Source organism: Pseudomonas sp. JR33AA (genome assembly GCF_021378985.1).
Lineage (GTDB): Bacteria > Pseudomonadota > Gammaproteobacteria > Pseudomonadales > Pseudomonadaceae > Aquipseudomonas > Aquipseudomonas alloputida.
In genome coordinates this window covers 180,341-198,360 of sequence record NZ_JAJSAW010000007.1, presented here as the reverse complement: position 1 = coordinate 198,360, position 18,020 = coordinate 180,341, and the positions used below count along the sequence as shown (strand labels likewise).

Annotated in this window: 15 protein-coding genes; 5 read left to right on the top strand and 10 right to left on the bottom strand. The window is 63.1% G+C overall.

Annotated elements, in window-relative coordinates; all coding sequences use genetic code 11:
* Positions 1 to 31 precede the first annotated feature (31 nt).
* The 5 genes from LVS58_RS14020 to LVS58_RS14000 form a co-directional block, all read right to left on the bottom strand.
* Positions 32 to 1,279 (bottom strand): FAD-dependent oxidoreductase, encoded by a 1,248-nt coding sequence (locus tag LVS58_RS14020; RefSeq protein ID WP_233691596.1) that lies wholly within the window; start codon positions 1,277 to 1,279, stop codon positions 32 to 34.
* A gap of 2 nt (positions 1,280 to 1,281) precedes the next feature.
* Positions 1,282 to 2,859 (bottom strand): aldehyde dehydrogenase (NADP(+)), encoded by a 1,578-nt coding sequence (locus LVS58_RS14015; RefSeq protein WP_233691595.1) that lies wholly within the window; start codon positions 2,857 to 2,859, stop codon positions 1,282 to 1,284.
* A gap of 153 nt (positions 2,860 to 3,012) precedes the next feature.
* Positions 3,013 to 3,960, bottom strand: coding sequence for a dihydrodipicolinate synthase family protein (locus tag LVS58_RS14010; protein ID WP_233691594.1), 948 nt, complete (start codon positions 3,958 to 3,960; stop codon positions 3,013 to 3,015).
* A 42-nt stretch (positions 3,961 to 4,002) separates the two neighbouring features.
* A complete protein-coding gene (locus LVS58_RS14005; RefSeq protein WP_233691593.1) occupies positions 4,003 to 4,929 on the bottom strand; it encodes a 4-hydroxyproline epimerase in 927 nt (308 codons plus the stop codon).
* Between the two features lie 23 nt (positions 4,930 to 4,952).
* The gene (locus tag LVS58_RS14000) at positions 4,953 to 6,566 is read right to left on the bottom strand and encodes an APC family permease (RefSeq protein ID WP_233691592.1); all 1,614 of its coding nucleotides are present in this window, start codon (positions 6,564 to 6,566) and stop codon (positions 4,953 to 4,955) included.
* A gap of 377 nt (positions 6,567 to 6,943) precedes the next feature.
* Here LVS58_RS14000 and LVS58_RS13995 point away from each other — a divergent pair, with 377 nt between their 5' ends.
* Complete coding sequence (locus LVS58_RS13995; protein ID WP_233691591.1) at positions 6,944 to 7,726, top strand: AraC family transcriptional regulator; 783 nt, start codon at positions 6,944 to 6,946, stop codon at positions 7,724 to 7,726.
* On the opposite strand, the gene LVS58_RS13990 is transcribed toward LVS58_RS13995, so the two are convergent.
* Positions 7,714 to 8,601: a LysR family transcriptional regulator gene (locus LVS58_RS13990; protein WP_233691590.1), complete on the bottom strand. Its 888-nt coding sequence runs from the start codon at positions 8,599 to 8,601 to the stop codon at positions 7,714 to 7,716. The two genes, LVS58_RS13995 and LVS58_RS13990, sit on opposite strands and share 13 nt — an antisense overlap.
* Positions 8,602 to 8,741: 140 nt before the next feature.
* On the opposite strand from LVS58_RS13990, the gene moaB reads away from it, so the two are divergent.
* Positions 8,742 to 9,260 (top strand): molybdenum cofactor biosynthesis protein B, encoded by a 519-nt coding sequence (moaB, locus tag LVS58_RS13985; RefSeq protein WP_233691589.1) that lies wholly within the window; start codon positions 8,742 to 8,744, stop codon positions 9,258 to 9,260.
* Positions 9,261 to 9,304: 44 nt separating this feature from the next.
* Here the strand turns inward: moaB and LVS58_RS13980 are convergent, their stop codons facing one another.
* Together LVS58_RS13980 and moaA are read right to left on the bottom strand one after the other, a co-directional pair.
* Positions 9,305 to 10,204: a bestrophin family protein gene (locus LVS58_RS13980; protein WP_233691588.1), complete on the bottom strand. Its 900-nt coding sequence runs from the start codon at positions 10,202 to 10,204 to the stop codon at positions 9,305 to 9,307.
* A gap of 20 nt (positions 10,205 to 10,224) precedes the next feature.
* Entirely contained in the window at positions 10,225 to 11,229 is a 1,005-nt protein-coding gene (moaA, locus tag LVS58_RS13975) for a GTP 3',8-cyclase MoaA (RefSeq protein ID WP_233691587.1), read from the bottom strand.
* Positions 11,230 to 11,528: 299 nt separating this feature from the next.
* Between moaA and LVS58_RS13970 the strand changes: the two genes are divergently transcribed.
* Positions 11,529 to 13,859 carry an FdhF/YdeP family oxidoreductase gene (locus LVS58_RS13970; protein WP_233691586.1) on the top strand — a complete coding sequence of 777 codons (2,331 nt, stop codon included), beginning with the start codon at positions 11,529 to 11,531 and terminating at the stop codon, positions 13,857 to 13,859.
* Between the two features lie 55 nt (positions 13,860 to 13,914).
* Here the strand turns inward: LVS58_RS13970 and LVS58_RS13965 are convergent, their stop codons facing one another.
* Positions 13,915 to 14,376, bottom strand: a complete 462-nt coding sequence (locus LVS58_RS13965; RefSeq protein WP_233691585.1) for an Lrp/AsnC family transcriptional regulator — start codon at positions 14,374 to 14,376, stop codon at positions 13,915 to 13,917.
* Positions 14,377 to 14,468: 92 nt separating this feature from the next.
* Here LVS58_RS13965 and LVS58_RS13960 point away from each other — a divergent pair, with 92 nt between their 5' ends.
* The gene (locus LVS58_RS13960) at positions 14,469 to 15,650 is read left to right on the top strand and encodes a trans-sulfuration enzyme family protein (protein ID WP_233691584.1); all 1,182 of its coding nucleotides are present in this window, start codon (positions 14,469 to 14,471) and stop codon (positions 15,648 to 15,650) included.
* A 159-nt stretch (positions 15,651 to 15,809) separates the two neighbouring features.
* Here the strand turns inward: LVS58_RS13960 and LVS58_RS13955 are convergent, their stop codons facing one another.
* Entirely contained in the window at positions 15,810 to 16,046 is a 237-nt protein-coding gene (locus LVS58_RS13955; protein WP_233691583.1) for a YdcH family protein, read from the bottom strand.
* A 253-nt stretch (positions 16,047 to 16,299) separates the two neighbouring features.
* Between LVS58_RS13955 and LVS58_RS13950 the strand changes: the two genes are divergently transcribed.
* Positions 16,300 to 17,937 carry a phosphoethanolamine transferase gene (locus tag LVS58_RS13950; protein ID WP_233691582.1) on the top strand — a complete coding sequence of 546 codons (1,638 nt, stop codon included), beginning with the start codon at positions 16,300 to 16,302 and terminating at the stop codon, positions 17,935 to 17,937.
* The last annotated feature ends 83 nt before the right edge of the window (positions 17,938 to 18,020 follow it).

Here is an 18,020-nt window from a genome sequence, read left to right as displayed (position 1 = left end):
GCGGGCTTGCCCGCGAATAGGCCGGTAGAGGCTAAAACCGATCCAGTCGGTATGCACCCATCTCAGGCCCTCCCGCCTGCTCAGCCAACCGCCCCACCCATTCCGCCGTGACCGCCGCCTGGGTCAACCCCAGGTGCTGATGCCCAAACGCCAACAGCACCCGCCCATCGCACACCCTGTCGATCACTGGCAATGAGTCCGGCAACGAAGGCCTGAAACCCATCCAGGGCGTTGCCCCTTCGACGCTCAAGTCGTGCCGGAACAACCCCTTGCTCAACCGGTGCAACTGCCAGGCCCGCTGCATGCTCGGCGGTGCCTGCAGCCCGGCAAACTCCACTGTGCCAGCCAGGCGCAAACCTTCGGCCATGGGCGTCATGATGAACTTGCGCTCAAGCGAGGTGACTGCAAACGGCAGGCGCTGGTGCTCACCCGGCAACATCAGGTGGTAGCCGCGTTCGGTATCCAGCGGCACCCGCGTGCCTGTCAGTGCGGCGGTCAGTTTCGCAGAGTGGGCGCCACAGCTGACAAGCACCTGGCGGGCATTGAGCATACCTTGGTCGCTGGCAAGGCTCACGCCGGCACTGTGCAGCTGCCCGCCATCGACCTGCGCCTGGACAAAGCGCACCCCGCTGGCCTTGGCCGCCTCGAACAGTTCGCACACCACCCTATAAGGGTCGATGAAGTGCCCGGTGCGCGGGAAGAACAGGCCGCCCAACAGTGACGGGCTGAGTTGCGGCGCCGCTTCGCGCAGGGTTTCGGCCGACCAGAAGTCCACCGGCACCGCCTGCTGTTGCATGCGTGTGCGCAGCGCCTCCAACGCCTGGCGTGACTCTGGCTTCTCGAACACCAGCAACGAACCATCCTCTTGAAACAACTCGCTGCGCCCGATCGAGCCCAACAGCCGTTGCCAGGCGCCCAGGCTGCCTTCGTTCAGCATGCGGATGCCCGCCACGCTGCGCTGGAACGGCGCCGGGCGCAGGTTGAGCAGCAGCCGGGTGAACCACGGCATGGCCTTGGGCAGGTATTTCCAGTCCAGGCGCAGCGGGCCCATCGGGTCGAGCAGCATGCGGGGCAGGCGCTTGAGGATCGACAGGTCGGCAATCGGGAACACTTGCTCGGTTGCCAGGTGCCCGGCATTGCCGAAGGACGCGCCCAGGCCGGGCGCCTGGCGATCGACCAGCGTTACCCGACGGCCCTGGCGGGCCAGTTGCAGGGCACAGGCGACGCCGACAATGCCTGCGCCGACCACGGCAATATCGGTTTCAGCGGTTTCGCGCATGCTCAGCCTTCCCGTTTGCCGTCTAGCAGGCGCCGCAGCTGCAGCGGGTTGCCGTGTTTCAAGGCCTGCGGCAGCAGCGCATCGGGGAAGTCCTGATAGCACACCGGGCGCAGGAAACGCAGGATCGCCGCCGTGCCCACCGAGGTGGTGCGGGCATCGGAAGTGGCCGGGAACGGCCCGCCGTGGACCATGGCATCGCACACCTCGACGCCGGTCGGCCAGCCATTGACCAGAATACGCCCGGCCTTGCGCTCAAGGGTGGGTAGCAGGGCGCGAGCGCTGTCGATGTCGGCCTCGTCCAGTTGCAGGGTGGCGGTCAGCTGACCTTCCAGGTGTTCGGCAACCAGGCGGACCTGCTCATCGTCGGTGCAGGCAACGACCAGCGACGCTGCACCGAACACTTCAGCCTGCAACGCCGGGTCGGCGAGAAATGCTTCGGCCTGGGTCATGAACAGCTGTGCCTGGCACTGGTTGGGGCCCTGATCGGCTTGGCCACTGGCGATGGTTTGGGCACAGGGGTTGTCTGCCAGGGCGGCGATACCGGCCTGGTAGGCACTGAAAATGCCAGGTGTGAGCATGGTTTGGGCGGCGGCCTGCTGCACGTAACCGGCGGCTGCAGTGATGAACCGCTGCAGGGCCGGCCCCTGCCGGGCGATGACCAGGCCGGGGTTGGTGCAGAACTGGCCGGCGCCTTGGGTCAGCGAGGCGACGAAACCTTGTGCCAGTGCCTCGGCACGGGCTTGCAGGGCGGCGTCGAACAGGAACACCGGGTTGATCGAACTCATTTCGGCATACACCGGGATGGGCTCCGGGCGCGCCTGGGCGGCCTGGCACAGCGCCATGCCACCGCTGCGCGAGCCGGTGAAACCAACGGCCTTGATACGTGGGTCGCTGACCAGGGCAATGCCCACTTCGCGGCCCGCGCCATAAAGCAGCGAGAACACACCGTCCGGCAAGCCGCACTGCTTCACTGCTTGCGCCACCGCCTGGCCGACCAGCTCACTGGTGCCTGGATGGGCACCGTGGGCCTTGACCACCACTGGGCAGCCAGCAGCCAATGCCGACGCGGTGTCACCACCGGCCACCGAGAAGGCCAGCGGGAAATTGCTGGCGCCGAACACAGCGACTGGCCCCAGGGCCACCTGGCGCTGCCGCAAATCAGCGCGGGGGAGGGGCTGGCGCTGAGGCAGGGCGCTGTCGACCCGCACGTCCAGCCATTCGCCGGCCCGCACTACACGGGCAAAGGTGCGTAGCTGGGTGCAGGTACGACCACGCTCGCCCTGAATGCGTGCCTTGGGAAGGCCGGTTTCGGCCACGGCGCGGTCGATCAGGGCATCGCCCAAGGCCTCGATCTGTGTGGCGATGGCTTCAAGGAACGCTGCTCGTTGTTCGAGCGATGTTTCGCGGTAGGCATCGAATGCCGCCCAGGCCAGCGCGCAAGCCTGGGCCACGTGTTCGCCAGTGCCGCCGAGGTAGGCCGGCTCCAATGCCTGACCGGTGCTTGGGTCGATGGCACGGATGGCTTCGCGGCTGCCGGTTATCGGCCGTTGGCCGATCAGCAGGTTGCCTGTGAGGGTCATGGAGCCTCCTTGGAAATCTAATACAAATGCATGGGGGTGATTACGACCCCCCGTAGGAGCGGGTTCACCCGCGAACACCGGCGAAGCCGGTGCCATGCACCGGGTCGCCTGCCTCGCGGGCACGCCCGTTCCCACAGGGAAAGCAGTGGCGGCTCAGGCGATGTTCTGCTCGGCCGACCAGCTGGCGTACCAGCTGCGGAACAGCGCGTACTGTTGTTCGGCATAGTTGCGCTGAGCGTCGGTCAGTATGTCGGTCTCGTTGAAGTGCAGGCTGTACTCGGTGTCGCCGTTGAGCACCATCAAGTGCTTGTAATACAACACCAGGTCGCAGCCCTCATCGAACGACGACAGCACCGCCAGCGCTGCTTCCAGCTCGCGCGCCAGGCGGCGGGCACGGGCGTCGCCTTTGGCGGCCTGTTTGCTCAGGCTCACCAGTTGCAGCACTTCGCGCGGCAGCGCATTGCCGATGCCGGTGATGGCGCCGGTGGCGTTGCAGTTGACGAAGCCATGCACCACCTGGGTGTCGACACCGACCATCAGGGTGACATCGTCATCCTTGGAGGTGATGTGCTCGGCGGCGTAGCGCAGGTCGGCGCCACCGCCGAACTCCTTGAAGCCGATCAGGTTGGGGAACGCGCTGCGCAGTTCGAAGAACAGGTCGGCGCGGGTGGCAAAGCCGTAGTAAGGGCTGTTGTAGATCACCGCCGGCAGTTTCGGTGCGGCAGCGAGGATTGCCGAGAAGTGGTGCTTCTGGGCGATCAGCGAAGCACCGCGGCTGAGCACGCGGGGGATGACCATCAGGCCGGCGGCGCCAACCTTGGCGGCGTGTGCAGCATGCGAAACCGCCTCACGGGTGTTCACCGCGCCCGTGCCGACGATGGTCGGGATGCCGGCCGCCACCAGGCGCGCCACGCCTTCCTGGCGCTCGGCCTCGGTCAGCAGCGGCCAGTCACCCATCGAGCCGCAGTACACCACCGCGCTCATGCCGGCCTCGATCAGCTCGCGGCCCTTGCGCACCAGGGCGTCGAAGTCCGGTTTGCGTTCGGCGGTGCATGGGGTCATCAGGGCAGGCATGGTGCCGGTGAAGATGTTGTCATTCATTGTTGTCACTCCTGGCAATGTTCAGTCGGGAAAAGACCGGGGTCAGATGCCCCAGGCGAAAGGGTCTTGTTCGTCGATCAGCAGTGTGCTGTCGGCGGTCATGTAGGCGCGGCCGGTGATGAACGGGCGAATGCGTTCGCCGTCACGCGCGTAGCGGCCATGGAACTGGCTGCCGGTAATGCTGGCCTGCACCCAGGTCTGGCCTTCGGCAAGCTTGCCGTCGGCGGCCAGGCAGGCCAGTTTGGCGCTGGTGCCTGTGCCGCATGGGGAGCGGTCGTAGGCCTTGCCGGGGCACATCACGAAGTTGCGGCTATCGGCGTTGGGGTCGTCGGCGAACAGCTCGATGTGGTCGATGGGCGCGCCGTTTTCGCCGGTGACGCCCTGGGCTTCCAGGGCCTTGAGCATGGCCCAGGTGTACTCGGTCAGCGCCTCGCGGTTATCCAGCTCGATGCGCTGGCCGTGATCGGACACAAGGAAAAACCAGTTGCCGCCCCAGGCGATGTCGCCGCGCACCACGCCATGGCCGGGCACGTCTACCGCCACATGCTGGCGATAGCGGTAGGAGGGCACGTTGGCGACGGTGATGGCGCCATCTTCATGCAGGGTTGCGCTGACCTGGCCGACTGGCGTGTCGATCTTGTGCACACCCGGTGTAATCAGGCCCAGGTGCTGTAGCGAGGCAACCAGGCCGATGGTGCCGTGGCCGCACATGTTCAGGTAGCCGGCGTTGTTGAAGAAGATCACCCCGCAGGTGGCGTCGGCGGACACTGGCGGGCAGTATAGTGCACCTACCAGCACATCGTTGCCGCGCGGTTCCAGCAGACAGGCGCGGCGCCATTGGTCGTGGTGCTCGCGCAGTTCGTCACGCTGCTCGGCCATGCTTGGGCCCCGCAGTTGCGGAAAGCCCTTCATCACCAGGCGGGTCGGTTCGCCACCCGTGTGGGAATCTATGACGTGAATCTGTTTCATGGGCTTGTCCCTTGCGTAAAAGATCAGGAAGCGATGGCGACAGGGCGGCCGTTAGCGGTTTCAGCGCTGGCTTCGCTTTCGTCTTCGCCTTCCAGGCGCACCAGGTGGGCAGGTACACCCGTGGCGGCGCCCCAGTAGTAGATACCCAGTGCGCAGGCCGCCACGACCACGGTGTCGAATGGGTGGCCGATGACACCCAGGCCGCCGAAGCTGCCCAGCCACGACAGCAGGATGGTCACCGCGTAGAAGCCGATCAGCCACGCCGACGAGCGAACTTGCTGGGCCAGCGAAAGGTGCTGGGTAGGTACGAAACGGCTGCACAGCAGGTAGAGGACGAACATCACGATCTGCAGGGCCAGCAGCCACGACACGGTGTTCCAGCCCGACCAGTACACGATCAGCGCGGCGATGATGAACGACAGCGGGCCGAGCACACCCAAGCCCTTGACTCGGAATGGGCGCGGCATGTCCGGTGCGTTGCGGCGCAGGGCGGCAACGGTGACCGGGGCCACGGCGTAGCTCAGTACCAGCGCTGCGGATACCACGTTGATCAGCGCTTCCCACGACGGGAACGGCAGGGTCCAGAACACCGACAGGCCAAATGTCAGCCACAGGGCGGGGCGCGGGATGCCGGATTCTGCGTCGATACGGGTGAAGTACTTGAAGAAGGTGCCGGTCTGCGCCCAGCCATAGATCACGCGCGGGGTGGCGTTCATGTAGATGTTGCCGCAGCCGCTTGGCGAGATCACCGCGTCGGCCACCACCAGGTAAGCCAGCCAGCCCACACCCAGGGCCAGGGCGATGTCACGGTAGGGCAGGGCCAGTTCCTTGGTCACGCTGGCCCAGCCGTTGGCCAGCATTTCGGTCGGTACGCTGCCGAGAAAAGCCAGTTGCAGCAGGGCGTAGATGGCGGTGGACAGCAGTACCGACAAGATCAGTGCAATGGGGATAGTGCGTTGTGGGTTCTTCACCTCGCTGGCCACCGATATGATTGGCGTCAGGCCCAGGTAGGCGAAGATGATGCCACCGGCGGACACCGCCATTTCCACCCCGGACAGGCCGAACGGGGCAAAGCCCTGGACCTCGAAGTTCTCCGGTTTGAAGAAGGTGAACAGCACACCGATCACCAGCAGCGGCACGATGAACTTGAACACGCTGACCAGGTTGTTGGCCTTGGCGAAGGTTTTCACGCTGCGGTAGTTAAGGAAGAAGAACAGCCCCAGCAAGGCGAACTGCACCAGCCAGCCGAGCACGGTCGGGTCGCTGGAGCCGGCTTTGGTCAGCCCGGGAAACCAGGCGGCGGCGTATTGGCGTGAGGCGACTACTTCGATGGCGATGAGGCTGGAAAAGGCGATCAGGGTGATGAAGCCCATCAGGTAGCCCAACAGTGGGCCGTGCGAGTACACCGGGTAGCGCACAACGCCACCGGCGCGCGGCAAGGCGGCGCCCAGTTCGCAGTAGACGATACCCAGCAGCAGTACGGCGAACCCGCCAAGAAACCAGGAGAGGATGCCGGCCGGGCCGGCGATGGCCGACACGTGGCTCGCGGCAAACAGCCAGCCGGAGCCGAAGATGGCGCCTAGGCCGATGAAGGTGAGGTCCAGCAGTGATAACTGTTTTTTGAATTTGCCTGACATGGGTTCGCCTTTTTGTTGGTTATTGGATAGGCAGGTCTGATGTCACGAGATGCGGCTTTTGAGGCCGCGCTCTTGTCGGACTTGGGCGGCTTGCGTGGGGCATAGAGTGGACCGATCAGGGCGGCGGTTCTTGATGGTTTTCTGCAGGGAGGATGACGAAATCGGCACAGTTGCAGAAAAACAGTGGTAAGGCGCAAAGCGGGGGGATAGGCTCAAAGCCATACCGGATAAGGGTTTGAGAGATGCAGTGCTAGTGCCGGCCCTTTCGCGGGTGAATCCGCTCCTACAGGTACGGCGCAGAATTCGAAATCTGTGGGGGCCCTGCAGGCGCGGGTTCACCCGCGAAGAGGCCGGCCCAGCCAACAGAGAACCGACAGATGACCGACGCCCCCCTGGCACCCCTCTACCAGTCCCTGGACCAGCACCGCCCTGCCACCCTCGAGGCCCTGCTCGCCGGTGTATCCCTGTTGCTGCCGATGCTCGACGCCATTCCCAACGCCGCGATCTTCATCAAGGATTCTGCTGCCCGCTATGCGTTGGCCAACAACACACTGGTCCAGCGTTGTGGCCTCAAGCGGCTGCAACCGCTGCTGGGCAAGACCAGCGCCGAGGTTTTTCCGGCACAGTTTGGCCCCGGCTACACCGAGCAGGACCGCCGGGTGCTCAAGGAAGGGATGGTGCTGGAGGACCAACTGGAGCTGCACCTGTACGGCAGCCGTGAACCCGGCTGGTGCCTGACCCACAAGCGCCCGCTGTACAACCAGGCGGGCGAGATCATCGGCCTGGTCGGTATTTCGGTCGACCTGCAGTCAGCTGCCGACAGCCACCCCGCCTATCAACGCCTGGCCGCGGTGGACGAGCACATCCGCCAGCATTTCCATCAGCCGATCAGCATGGGCGAGCTAACCCGTATCGCTGGTATTTCCGTGGCCCAGCTGGAGCGCTATTGCAAGCGGGTGTTCCACCTTACGCCACGGCAGATGATTCACAAGGCGCGCCTGGAGCACGCCCACCGCCTGTTGCATTCGGACCTGCCGATCACTGAAGTGGCGATGCGCTGCGGCTACACTGACCACAGCGCCTTCAGCCGCCAGTTCAAGCAACTGACCGGCTTTACGCCACGCCAATATCGCCAGGCCACCGCCGATCAGGTGGCCTGAAACAGCCCCCGGGCCTCGGCAAAGCATTGCTCGGCAATCGCCGAGCGCGGCTCGCTGCGGCGCAGCAGCAGGCCGACCGGGCTGTGGATGGCGGCATCGGCCACCGGTACGATGCGCAGGTGCTCGCTGAGGTCTTCCAGGCCGCAGTCCAGTGGCATGATCGCGCAGCATAGGCCGGTGTTGATGGCCTGGATAAGCTGGAAGCTCGAGTCGCTCTCAAGCACCGCATTGGGCTCCAGACCACGGCTGCGAAAGCTCAGGTCCAGCGACTGGCGGTAGTGCATGCCTTTGCTCAGCAGCCCCAGCGGAATATCGCCAAGCTCGTCCCAGCGCAGCCGGTCGCTGGCGAACTGGAAGTGCCGCGTATCGTGCAGCAGGCCCATGATGGTGGTGCCGAGTTCGATCACTTCGAAGAAGCTGGTGTTGACCTGGTCCAGGTAGCAGATACCCAGGTCGAGCTGGTTGCGGCTGAGGCCGTCGATGACCTGTTCCGAGCTCAGCGAGCTGAGCTGAAAGTGCAGTTCGGGGTATTTTTCGCGCAGGGGCAGCAGCAGGTGCATGGGGTTGAAACTGGCCAGCGGCACCGTGCCCAGGCGCAGGCTGCCGACCACCTGGCCACGGCAACTGGCAGCCTCGGCCTGCAGGCCGTCGTGGGCGGCGAGCAGGGTGCGGGCCCAGGCCAGGATACGCTCGCCGGCCTCGGTGAAACCTTCGAAGCGCTGGCCCCGCTTGACCAGCACCAGGTCCAGTTCGTCTTCCAGGTTGCGCAGGCGCATGGACAGCGTCGGCTGGGTGATATGGCACAGCGCCGCCGCCTGGCCGAAGTGGCGGGTCTGGTCGAGGGCGATGAGGAACTTGAGCTGCTTGATGTCCATGGAAGTGCCTGGCGTCTGGTTATGCAGACCTTAACCCACGTCTGCGATAGATGTCATTGATCGGCCGGTACGCCATATCGATTGGACGCCTCTGGGGTATGCCTCTAGCGTGGTGAAAATGCCCTTCAAGGAGCTTCACCGTGCGCGTCCAACTTGATGCGGTCTTCGTACCGCTGAACATCGCCGTGCTGACTGTCAGCGACACCCGTACCTACGATAACGATACTTCCGGCGCGCTGTTGGCCAACCGCTCGGTCGAGGTCGGTCACCGGCTGGTGGCGCGAGCGCTGCTCAAGGACGACCTGTACAAGATCCGCGCTCAGGTGGCCAACTGGATTGCCGATGAACAGGTGCAGGTGGTGCTGATCACCGGCGGTACCGGCTTTACCGGGCGCGACAGCACACCCGAAGCGGTCGAGTGCCTGCTGGACAAGCGTATCGATGGGTTTGGCGAGTTGTTCCGGGCATTGTCGATTCTCGATATTGGCAGCTCGACCGTGCAGAGTCGGGCGTTGGCCGGGTTGTCCAACCGCACGTTGGTGTGTTGCCTGCCGGGCTCGACCGGGGCCTGCCGCACCGCCTGGGAAGGGATTCTGGCCGAGCAGCTGGATGCACGGCACCGGCCGTGCAACTTCGTCAAACACCTGTTGCCGATGTAGGAGCGGGTTTACCCGCGAAGAGGCCAGAACAGGCAACCCCCAGGTCAGCTCAACACATACCCCACCGGCAACAAGGCGGGAGGCAGCTGCTGTTCCCCCAATCCGGCCAGCACATCGCGCTCCACAGTCCGCACCATGGCATCGGTCGGCAGGTCGTTCTCATCGCGCCCGAACGGGTCTTCCAGCTCGTTGCCGATCGCGTCCAGTCCGAAGAACGTATACCCCACGATGGTAGTGAACAGCGGCGCCAGCCAGCCCAGCGGCTCGGCCAGGGCAAACGGTAGCAGCAGGCAGAAAATATAGATGGTACGGTGCAGCAGCAGGGTGTAAGGGAACGGCAAGGGCGTGCCCTTGATCCGTTCGCAGGTGGCCTGCACTTCGGTCAGGCCCGCCAGGCGTTGTTCCAGCAGGTTGTAGCGCCATTCGCTGATCTGTTGCTGTGCGGCCAACCGTGAACAGTGGTCGCCGATTTCACGCAGGATGCCGTCGCACACATTATGCGGGCTGATCGCATCGGCCCGGGCCAGCCACGGTCTGGCAGCTGCCCGTTCGTCCTCGTTACGCAGCCGGGCATTGAGTGCATGAGCGAAGCCACACAGGTTGCGCAGCAGTTCGGTGCGCAGTGTTTCGTCGGCAATCACCACGCTTTCCCGCACGAATGAGCGGGTTTCGATAATCAGTTTGCCCCAGGCCTTGCGCCCCTCCCACCAACGGTCGTAGCACGCATTGTTGCGAAAGCTCATGAAGATCGACAGCGACAGGCCCAGCAAGGTGAATGGCGTGGCGCTGACCGGGTAGAAATACGCCGGGTAATGCCGCTCGACCAGCACGATCAGTGCGGCCAGCAGTGTCACCATCAGGCAACGCAAGGCAATGCGTTTGACGATCGACCCCTTGAGGGTGAACAGCACGCGCAACACATCGGTGGAGGGGGGGACGATCATGGAAGTCCAGAGACGGCTGCTCAGCCGCCGGTCATGTTCATGAAGCGCAGGATCTGCACATCGCCACCGACTTCGAAATGATGGCGATAGGGCTTGAGGTGCAGCGAGTCGCGAATGGCCTTTTCCAGGCGGTCGGGGTTGCCAGGGTGGGCGCGCAGCACGTGCTTGAGGTCTACCGAGTGTTCGTTGCCCAGGCACAGCAGCAGGCGGCCTTCGACGGTAAGGCGCACGCGGTTGCAGGTGGCGCAGAAGTTGTGGCTGTGCGGGGAAATGAAGCCGACCCGGGTGTTCGCGGCTTCGGCCAGGCGCCAGTAGCGGGCCGGGCCGTGGGATGATTCGGTCGACTCGATCAGGGTGAATTGCTCGGCCAGCAACGTACGTACCTCATCGCTGGAGCAGAACGATTCGCCACGTTCATGTTCGCTTATCACCCCCAGCGGCATTTCTTCGATGAAGGTGATGTCCAGCTCGCGGTCGATGGCAAAGCGCACCAGGTCGACCAGTTCATGGTCGTTGCGGCCTTTGAGTACTACGCAGTTGAGCTTGGTACGTTTGAAACCGGCCTGGCGTGCGGCGTCGATGCCAGCGATTACCTGGGTAAGGTCGCCGGTGCGGGTCAGCTGCTTGAAACGGTCGGCATCCAGGCTATCCAGGCTGATGTTCAGGCGTGTCACCCCAGCGTCGAACAGCGGCTGAGCCAGGCGCCCGAGCTGCGAGCCGTTGCTGGTCAGACAAAGCTCGCGCAGGCCGGGCAGGGCGGCGATGCGCCCACACAGGTCGACGATGCCCTGGCGGACCAGTGGCTCGCCACCCGTCAGGCGGATCTTTCGGGTGCCCAAAGCGACGAAGCGTTCGGCCACCTGGAACAGTTCTTCGAGGCTGAGGATTTGCTGGCGCGGCAGAAACTGCATGTCTTCGGCCATGCAGTACACGCAACGGAAGTCACAGCGGTCGGTGACTGACATCCGCAGGTAGTCGATTTTCCGGTTGAAGCCGTCGATCAGGGCCCGGCTGTTCTGTTCCACGTTCGTACTCGAATGGGTTGGGACATGACTCCAAGCTATAACCTGCCCGCAAGGCCGTCAAATTGCTTTGTCCGACTGGTTGATCGACAGCATCTATCACTCGGCTTGGCATCTTCAGCGTCTGTGAGATCGAGCGCCGCCCGCGCGGCGCTCGGTTTCACTGGCGCTGAAGATGGCACGCCAAGCACCCGCAAGCCCATGATCGAAACCGCTTATCACGCCGTAAGATCTTTCGATTGGACGCCCCTCCCCACGCTCCATAGGCTGGAAAAAAGCATCGAAGCGTGAGGATTCATCGCATGAGCCAGGACGAACACATCAGGGACTACAAAGGCGCCGCTGCCGGCTGGGGGGCGCTTAAAAGCGTTACCAAGAGCTGGCTGGGCAGCGAAAACGCCTTCAAGAACCTGCGGGCCATGCTCAAGACCAACCAGAACGGCGGCTTCGACTGCCCCGGCTGTGCCTGGGGCGAGTCGCCGGAAAACGACATGGTCAAGTTCTGTGAAAACGGCGCCAAGGCGGTCAACTGGGAAGCCACCGGGCGCTCGGTCGACCCGGCTTTCTTCGCCAAATATAGCGTCAGCGCGCTGAAGGAGCAGACCGACTACTGGCTTGAATACCAGGGCCGCCTCACCCACCCGATGCGCTACGACGCCGCCACCGACCACTATGTCGAAACCACCTGGCAGGAGGCCTTCGAGCTGGTCGCCAGGCACCTGCATGCGCTGCAGTCGCCGGATGAGGCCGAGTTCTACACCTCGGGCCGGGCCAGTAACGAGGCGGCGTTCCTCTACCAGCTGTTCGTGCGCGCCTACGGCACCAACAACTTCCCTGATTGCTCGAACATGTGCCACGAAGCCAGTGGCGCGGGCATGTCGGAAACCCTCGGGGTGGGCAAGGGCACCGTGGTGTTCCACGACCTGGAGCTGGCCGACGCTATCTTCGTCATCGGGCAGAACCCCGGCACCAACCACCCGCGCATGCTCGAACCCCTGCGCGAAGCGGTCAAGCGTGGCGCCCAGGTTGTCTGCTTCAACCCGCTGAAAGAGCGTGGCCTCGAGCGATTTCAGCACCCGCAGCACCCGTTCGAAATGCTCAGCAATGGCTCCGAGCCGACCTCCAGCGCCTACTTCCGCCCGGCCTTGGGTGGAGACATGGCGGCAATGCGCGGCATTGCCAAATACTTGTTGCAATGGGAGCGCGAGGCGCAGGCCAAGGGCGAGCCGGCGGTTTTCGACCATGCCTTCATCGCCGAGCACACCAGCGGCGTCGACGATTACCTGGCAGCTGTGGACGCCACGTCCTGGGCGCACATCGTCAAACAGTCGGGCTTGACCCTGGCCGAGATCGAGCTGGCAGCCCGCATGTACCGTAAGGCCGAGCGGGTCATCATGTGCTGGGCCATGGGCGTTACCCAGCACCGCCATTCGGTGGCGACCGTGCAGGAAATCGTCAACCTGCAGTTGCTGCGTGGCAACGTCGGCAAGCCCGGCGCAGGCCTGTCGCCGGTGCGTGGCCACAGCAACGTGCAGGGTGACCGTACCATGGGCATTGACGAGAAACCCTCGGCGGCGCTGCTCAATGCCATCGAAAAACGCTTCCAGTTCAGTGTGCCGCGTACCCATGGGCACAACGCGGTGTTGGCGATCAAGGCTATGGAAGAGGGGCGGGCCAAGGTGTTCATCGGCCTGGGCGGCAACTTTGCCCAAGCCACCCCAGACACCTCGCGCACCCACGCGGCGTTGCAGAACTGCGCGTTGACCGTGCAGATTTCCACCAAGCTCAACCGCTCGCACCTGGTCACCGGCCGCGATGCGCTGATCCTGCCGTGCCTGGGCCGTACCGAAATCGACCTGCAGGCCGAGGGGCCGCAAGGCGTGACCGTGGAGGACACCTTCAGCATGGTGCACATCTCCAACGGCCAGTTGCGCCCGCGTTCGCCGCACATGCGCTCGGAGCCGTGGATCATTGCCGGTATGGCAAAGGCCACGCTGGGCAACCAGCCGATCGACTGGGAGTACGCGGTGGCCGATTACAACCGCATCCGCGACATGATCGCTGACGTGATTCCGGGCTTTACCGGTTTCAATGAACGCTTGAATAGCCCGGGCGGGTTCCACCTTGGCAACAATGCCGCCGATCGCAGCTTCCGCACGGCCACGGGCAAAGCCCGCTTCATGCCCCACGCGCTGCCCGAGGAACTGGTCAACGCCAAGGTACTGGCCCGTGGTGACAAGCCCGACCTGATTTTGCAGACCCTGCGTTCGCACGACCAGTACAACACCACCCTGTATGGCCTGGACGACCGTTACCGTGGGGTGTTCGGCCTGCGTGAAGTGGTGTTCGTCAATGAGGCCGACATCCGTCGCCTGGGCTTCGAACCGGGTGAGCAGGTGGACCTTGTATCGCTGTGGGAGGATGGCGTGGAGCGGCGGGTGTCGGGGTTCCGCCTGGTGGCGTATGACGTGCCCGAGGGACAGGCGGCGGCGTATTATCCGGAAACCAACCCGCTGGTGCCGCTTGAGAGTTATGGCGAGGGGACCTACACCCCGACCTCGAAATTTGTGGCGATCAAGGTCGAAAAGGCCAAGGCGGGAAACCGCATTGCGGCGGTGTTGGCCGCGGATTGATGGGTGGGCTGTACCGGCCTCTTCGCGGGCTAGCCCGCGAAGAATCCAGCACCAGTCAGGCGCGATGCACCGGGTAAGCCGTGGTGTACTTCATCTGCTCCATGGCAAAACTGGACGTGATGTTCGATAGCCCATCGGTACGGGTAATCAGCTTTTTGTAGAACCGGTCATACGCCGCAATGTCCCCCACCACCACCCGCAGCATGTAGTCCCAGTCCCCGGACATGCGGTAGCACTCCATCACTTCCTCGAACCCGGTCACCGTCGCTGCAAACTGCTCCAGCCATGCGCTGTCGTGGCGCTGGGTCTTGAGCTGGACGAACACGGTAAGCCCCAACCCCAGCCGTTCGGGGTCCAGCAGGGCGACGCGGCCGAGGATGTAGCCGTCTTCCTCCAGGCGCTTGACCCGCTTCCAGCACGGTGTGGTGGACAGGTTGACGGCCTCGGCCAGGTCCTTCAGTGAGAGAGAGGCATCACGCTGTAGCAGGGTAAGAATGTGCTGGTCGAAACTGTCCATATCGCGCGCTGGCCGTGCAGAAAAATATTTCACAGATTACCCCAAGGCCAGACCATTTGCGTTGTGCGATAGTTGCAGCTTTCATTCTGCCAATGGGCCTGACCATGTCCGACAAGCCGCGCAATTTCGCCACCCGTACCATTCACGCCGGCGAGCAGTTCAGCGTTGCCGATAACGCCATTTTCCCCGCCATCGTCACTGCCAGTTCGTTCACCAAACGCAGCCTGGACGACAAACCGGAATATTCCTACAGCCGCGTTGGCAACCCCACCCGGCATGCCTACGAAACCTGTGTCGCTGCCCTGGAAGAAGGCGTGGGCGCTGTAGCCTGCGCCTCGGGAGTCAATGCCACCGCAACCGTGCTTGAGCTGCTGCCCAAGGATGCCCACGTGGTGGTGATGAACGGCGTGTACGGTGGCACGTTCCGCATCCTGGAGGATTACCGCAGCCGCACCTCGGGGCTGACCACCACCTATGTCGATCTCAACGACCTTGAGGCCGTAGCGGCTGCGATCAAGCCGGAAACCCAGCTGATCTGGATCGAGTCGCCGACCAACCCGTTGCTGCACCTGGTCGACATCAAGGCGGTGTGCGACCTGGCCAAGGCCAAGGGCATCCTCACCTGCATCGACAACACCTTCTGCTCGCCGTGGAACCAGCGCCCGATCACCCTGGGCGTGGACTTGGTGATGCACTCGGCCAGCAAGTACATAGGTGGCCACTCCGACCTCACCGGCGGTGTGGTAGTCGCAGCCAACGACGCGCTGCTGGCACGCCTGCGCCGCATCAGCATGGCGATTGGTGCTGTGCAGGGGCCGTTCGACTGCTACCTGGCCCTGCGCGGTCTGAAAACCCTGGATGTGCGCATGGAGCGCCAATGTGCCAATGCCTTGCAGGTGGCGCGCTTCCTGGAAGGTCACGCGCAGGTCGAGCAGGTGTATTACCCAGGGCTGGAAAGCCACCCTCAGCATGAGCTGTGCAAACGCCAGATGCGCAGTGGCGGGGCGGTGGTGGCGATGAAAGTGAAAGGCGACCGCGCCGCGCTCAATCGCCTGGTGGAGGCGCTGCAGATTTTTGTGCTGGCCGACTCGCTGGGTGGGGTGGAAAGCATGATCAACCATTCCTGGAGCATGTCGCACTGCTCGCTGAGCCCAGAGCAGAAAGGGGTGATGGGGATCAGCGAGAACCTGCTGCGGTTGTCGGTAGGTATCGAGGATTACCGTGACCTGGTCGAGGACCTGGACGGGGCGTTGAAAGCGCTGGTTGCTGGGTAAGGGCTGCAGGCCTCTTCGCGGGCGACGACAACGGTGAACGGCCAGGGATATCGGCCAGCAGGTCCGGCCCTTTCGCGGGTAACCCGCTCCTACGACGGTCTGCATCGGTGTAGGAGCGGGCTTGCCCGCGAAGAGGCCGGTGGATTCAATAGATGCCTGTCAGGATTTGGGCGGATGAATGATCCGTTCGATCTTGTCCTTGATCAGCAACCTTTCCCTGCGCAGGCGGTTGACGGCCTCGTCGTTGGTGCCGTTGCCTTCGGCGGCGACCACTTCCTTGTCCTTGGCGTTGTAGTCCTTGTGCAGTTTGTACAGGTCCTGATCCTTGTCAATGAGCGCCTGGAATGCATCAGCGGTAACGTGCAGGTCAGCGAGCAGATCGTGCGGAACTGGCATTTCTTCACCTCTGTCGGGGTTGTCGGTAAGGTCCTGACCCTTGAGGATAGCTGTCTTTACGCAGGCTTGTGACGACGCGCCAGGCTGAATAGCAGCTGAATGGTTCTGAGATAATTGATAAAAGACGCATCCTCACGAAATTGTTACCGAGTTTTTCACAAAAAATTGATGACGTGCTTTCTAGAGTTCGCCCAACTTTCCCACGGTGCCTTCTGGCCTGGGGGTTGATAATCACTCTTGATTGCGAACGCTGATGCTCAACTTCAAATCCCTGCGGACTGAATGGGTCACGCTGCTGGCCAGTCTTTACCTGCTGATTGGCTTCAACATGTTCCTCTGGGAGCACCTGCAAGCGGCGGTTCCTGCCGGCCTGTCGGGGTTGTGGCTGAGCCTGGCGTTTGCCGTGCTGATGCTTTTCGCCTTCAATCTTATCCTTACGTTACTTGCCTTCCGGTATGTATTGAAGCCGGTACTTATCGTGTTGTTCATGAGTGGCGCGGGCGTGGCTTACTTCATGAACCAGTACGGCGTACTCGTTGACGCCGCCATGTTCCGCAATATGGCCGAGACCAATGTTGCGGAAGTGCGCGACTTGATGTCGTTCAAGTTTGCCGCGTATATCCTGCTGCTGGGTGTGCTGCCATCGGTGCTGCTGTGGAAGGCGCAGATCGCCTACCGCCCCTGGCACCGCGAGCTGCTGGGCAAGTTGCTGGTCAGTGGTGCCTGTGTAGTGACCATTGGCTCGGTAGCCTTGGTCAATTATCAAGGGCTGTCGTCGCTGTTTCGCAATCACCATGAATTGCGCCTGATGCTCACCCCCAGCAATATTGTCGGTGCCTCCATTGGTTATGTCAGCGAGCGTGTCGGTACGGCCTCGCGCCCGTTCCAGCACTATGGCGAAGATGCCAAGCGCGATGCTGCCTGGCAAAAACATGAGCGCAAGTCGCTGACCGTGCTGGTGGTCGGGGAAAGTGCCCGGGCAGACCATTTCGGCGTGCTGGGCTATGACCGCGATACCACGCCCAATCTCGCCAAGGAGCAGGGCCTGCTGGCGTTTTCCGATGTGCACTCGTGTGGTACGGAAACAGCGGTTTCGGTGCCTTGCATGTTCTCGGGCATGAAGCGCAGGGACTACGATGCCCGCGTAGCGAAGAACCGCGAAGGGCTGTTGGACATCCTCCAGCGTGCCGGCCTGGCCGTGCAGTGGCGTGACAATCAGTCGGGCTGCAAAGGCACCTGCGATCGCGTGCAGTTCATCGACGTCAGCAACCTCAAGGACCCGCAGCTGTGCGCCGATGGCGAATGCCATGACCAGATCCTGCTGCAAGGCCTGGACGCATTGATCGACAACCTCGACAAGGACACCGTGCTGGTGCTGCACCAGATGGGCAGCCACGGCCCCGAGTACTTCAAGCGCTACCCCAGTGATAGCGAGCGCTTCACCCCGGTGTGCCAGAGCAACGCCTTGAACCAGTGCAGCAAGGAGCAAATCATCAACGGATACGACAATACCCTTGCCTATACCGACAAGGTGCTGGCCTCGCTCATCGATACCCTGCGCAGCAAGCAAGACAAGGTCGACACGGCGATGATCTACCTGTCCGACCACGGCGAATCGCTGGGCGAGTACAACCTGTTCCTGCACGGCACGCCCTACGCCATCGCTCCCGAGCAGCAGAAGCACGTGCCACTGCTGACCTGGTTCTCCGACAGCTACAAGGAGGACTTCGGCGTCGATACCGACTGCCTGGCACGGCTCAGCGATGCCCCGCTGTCCCAGGACAACCTGTTCCACTCGATGCTTGGCCTGTTGCAGGTTCATACCGAGCTCTACCAGCAGTCGCTGGACATGTTCGCCAGTTGCCGGCCCTGGCTGGCGGCCAAGCGCTGACCTGGAGCGCGCTTGGGTGCCCATCTGCCACACAACAGCACCACTTATCGATATCAAGGATGGCACGGGTTTCACCAGCAGTG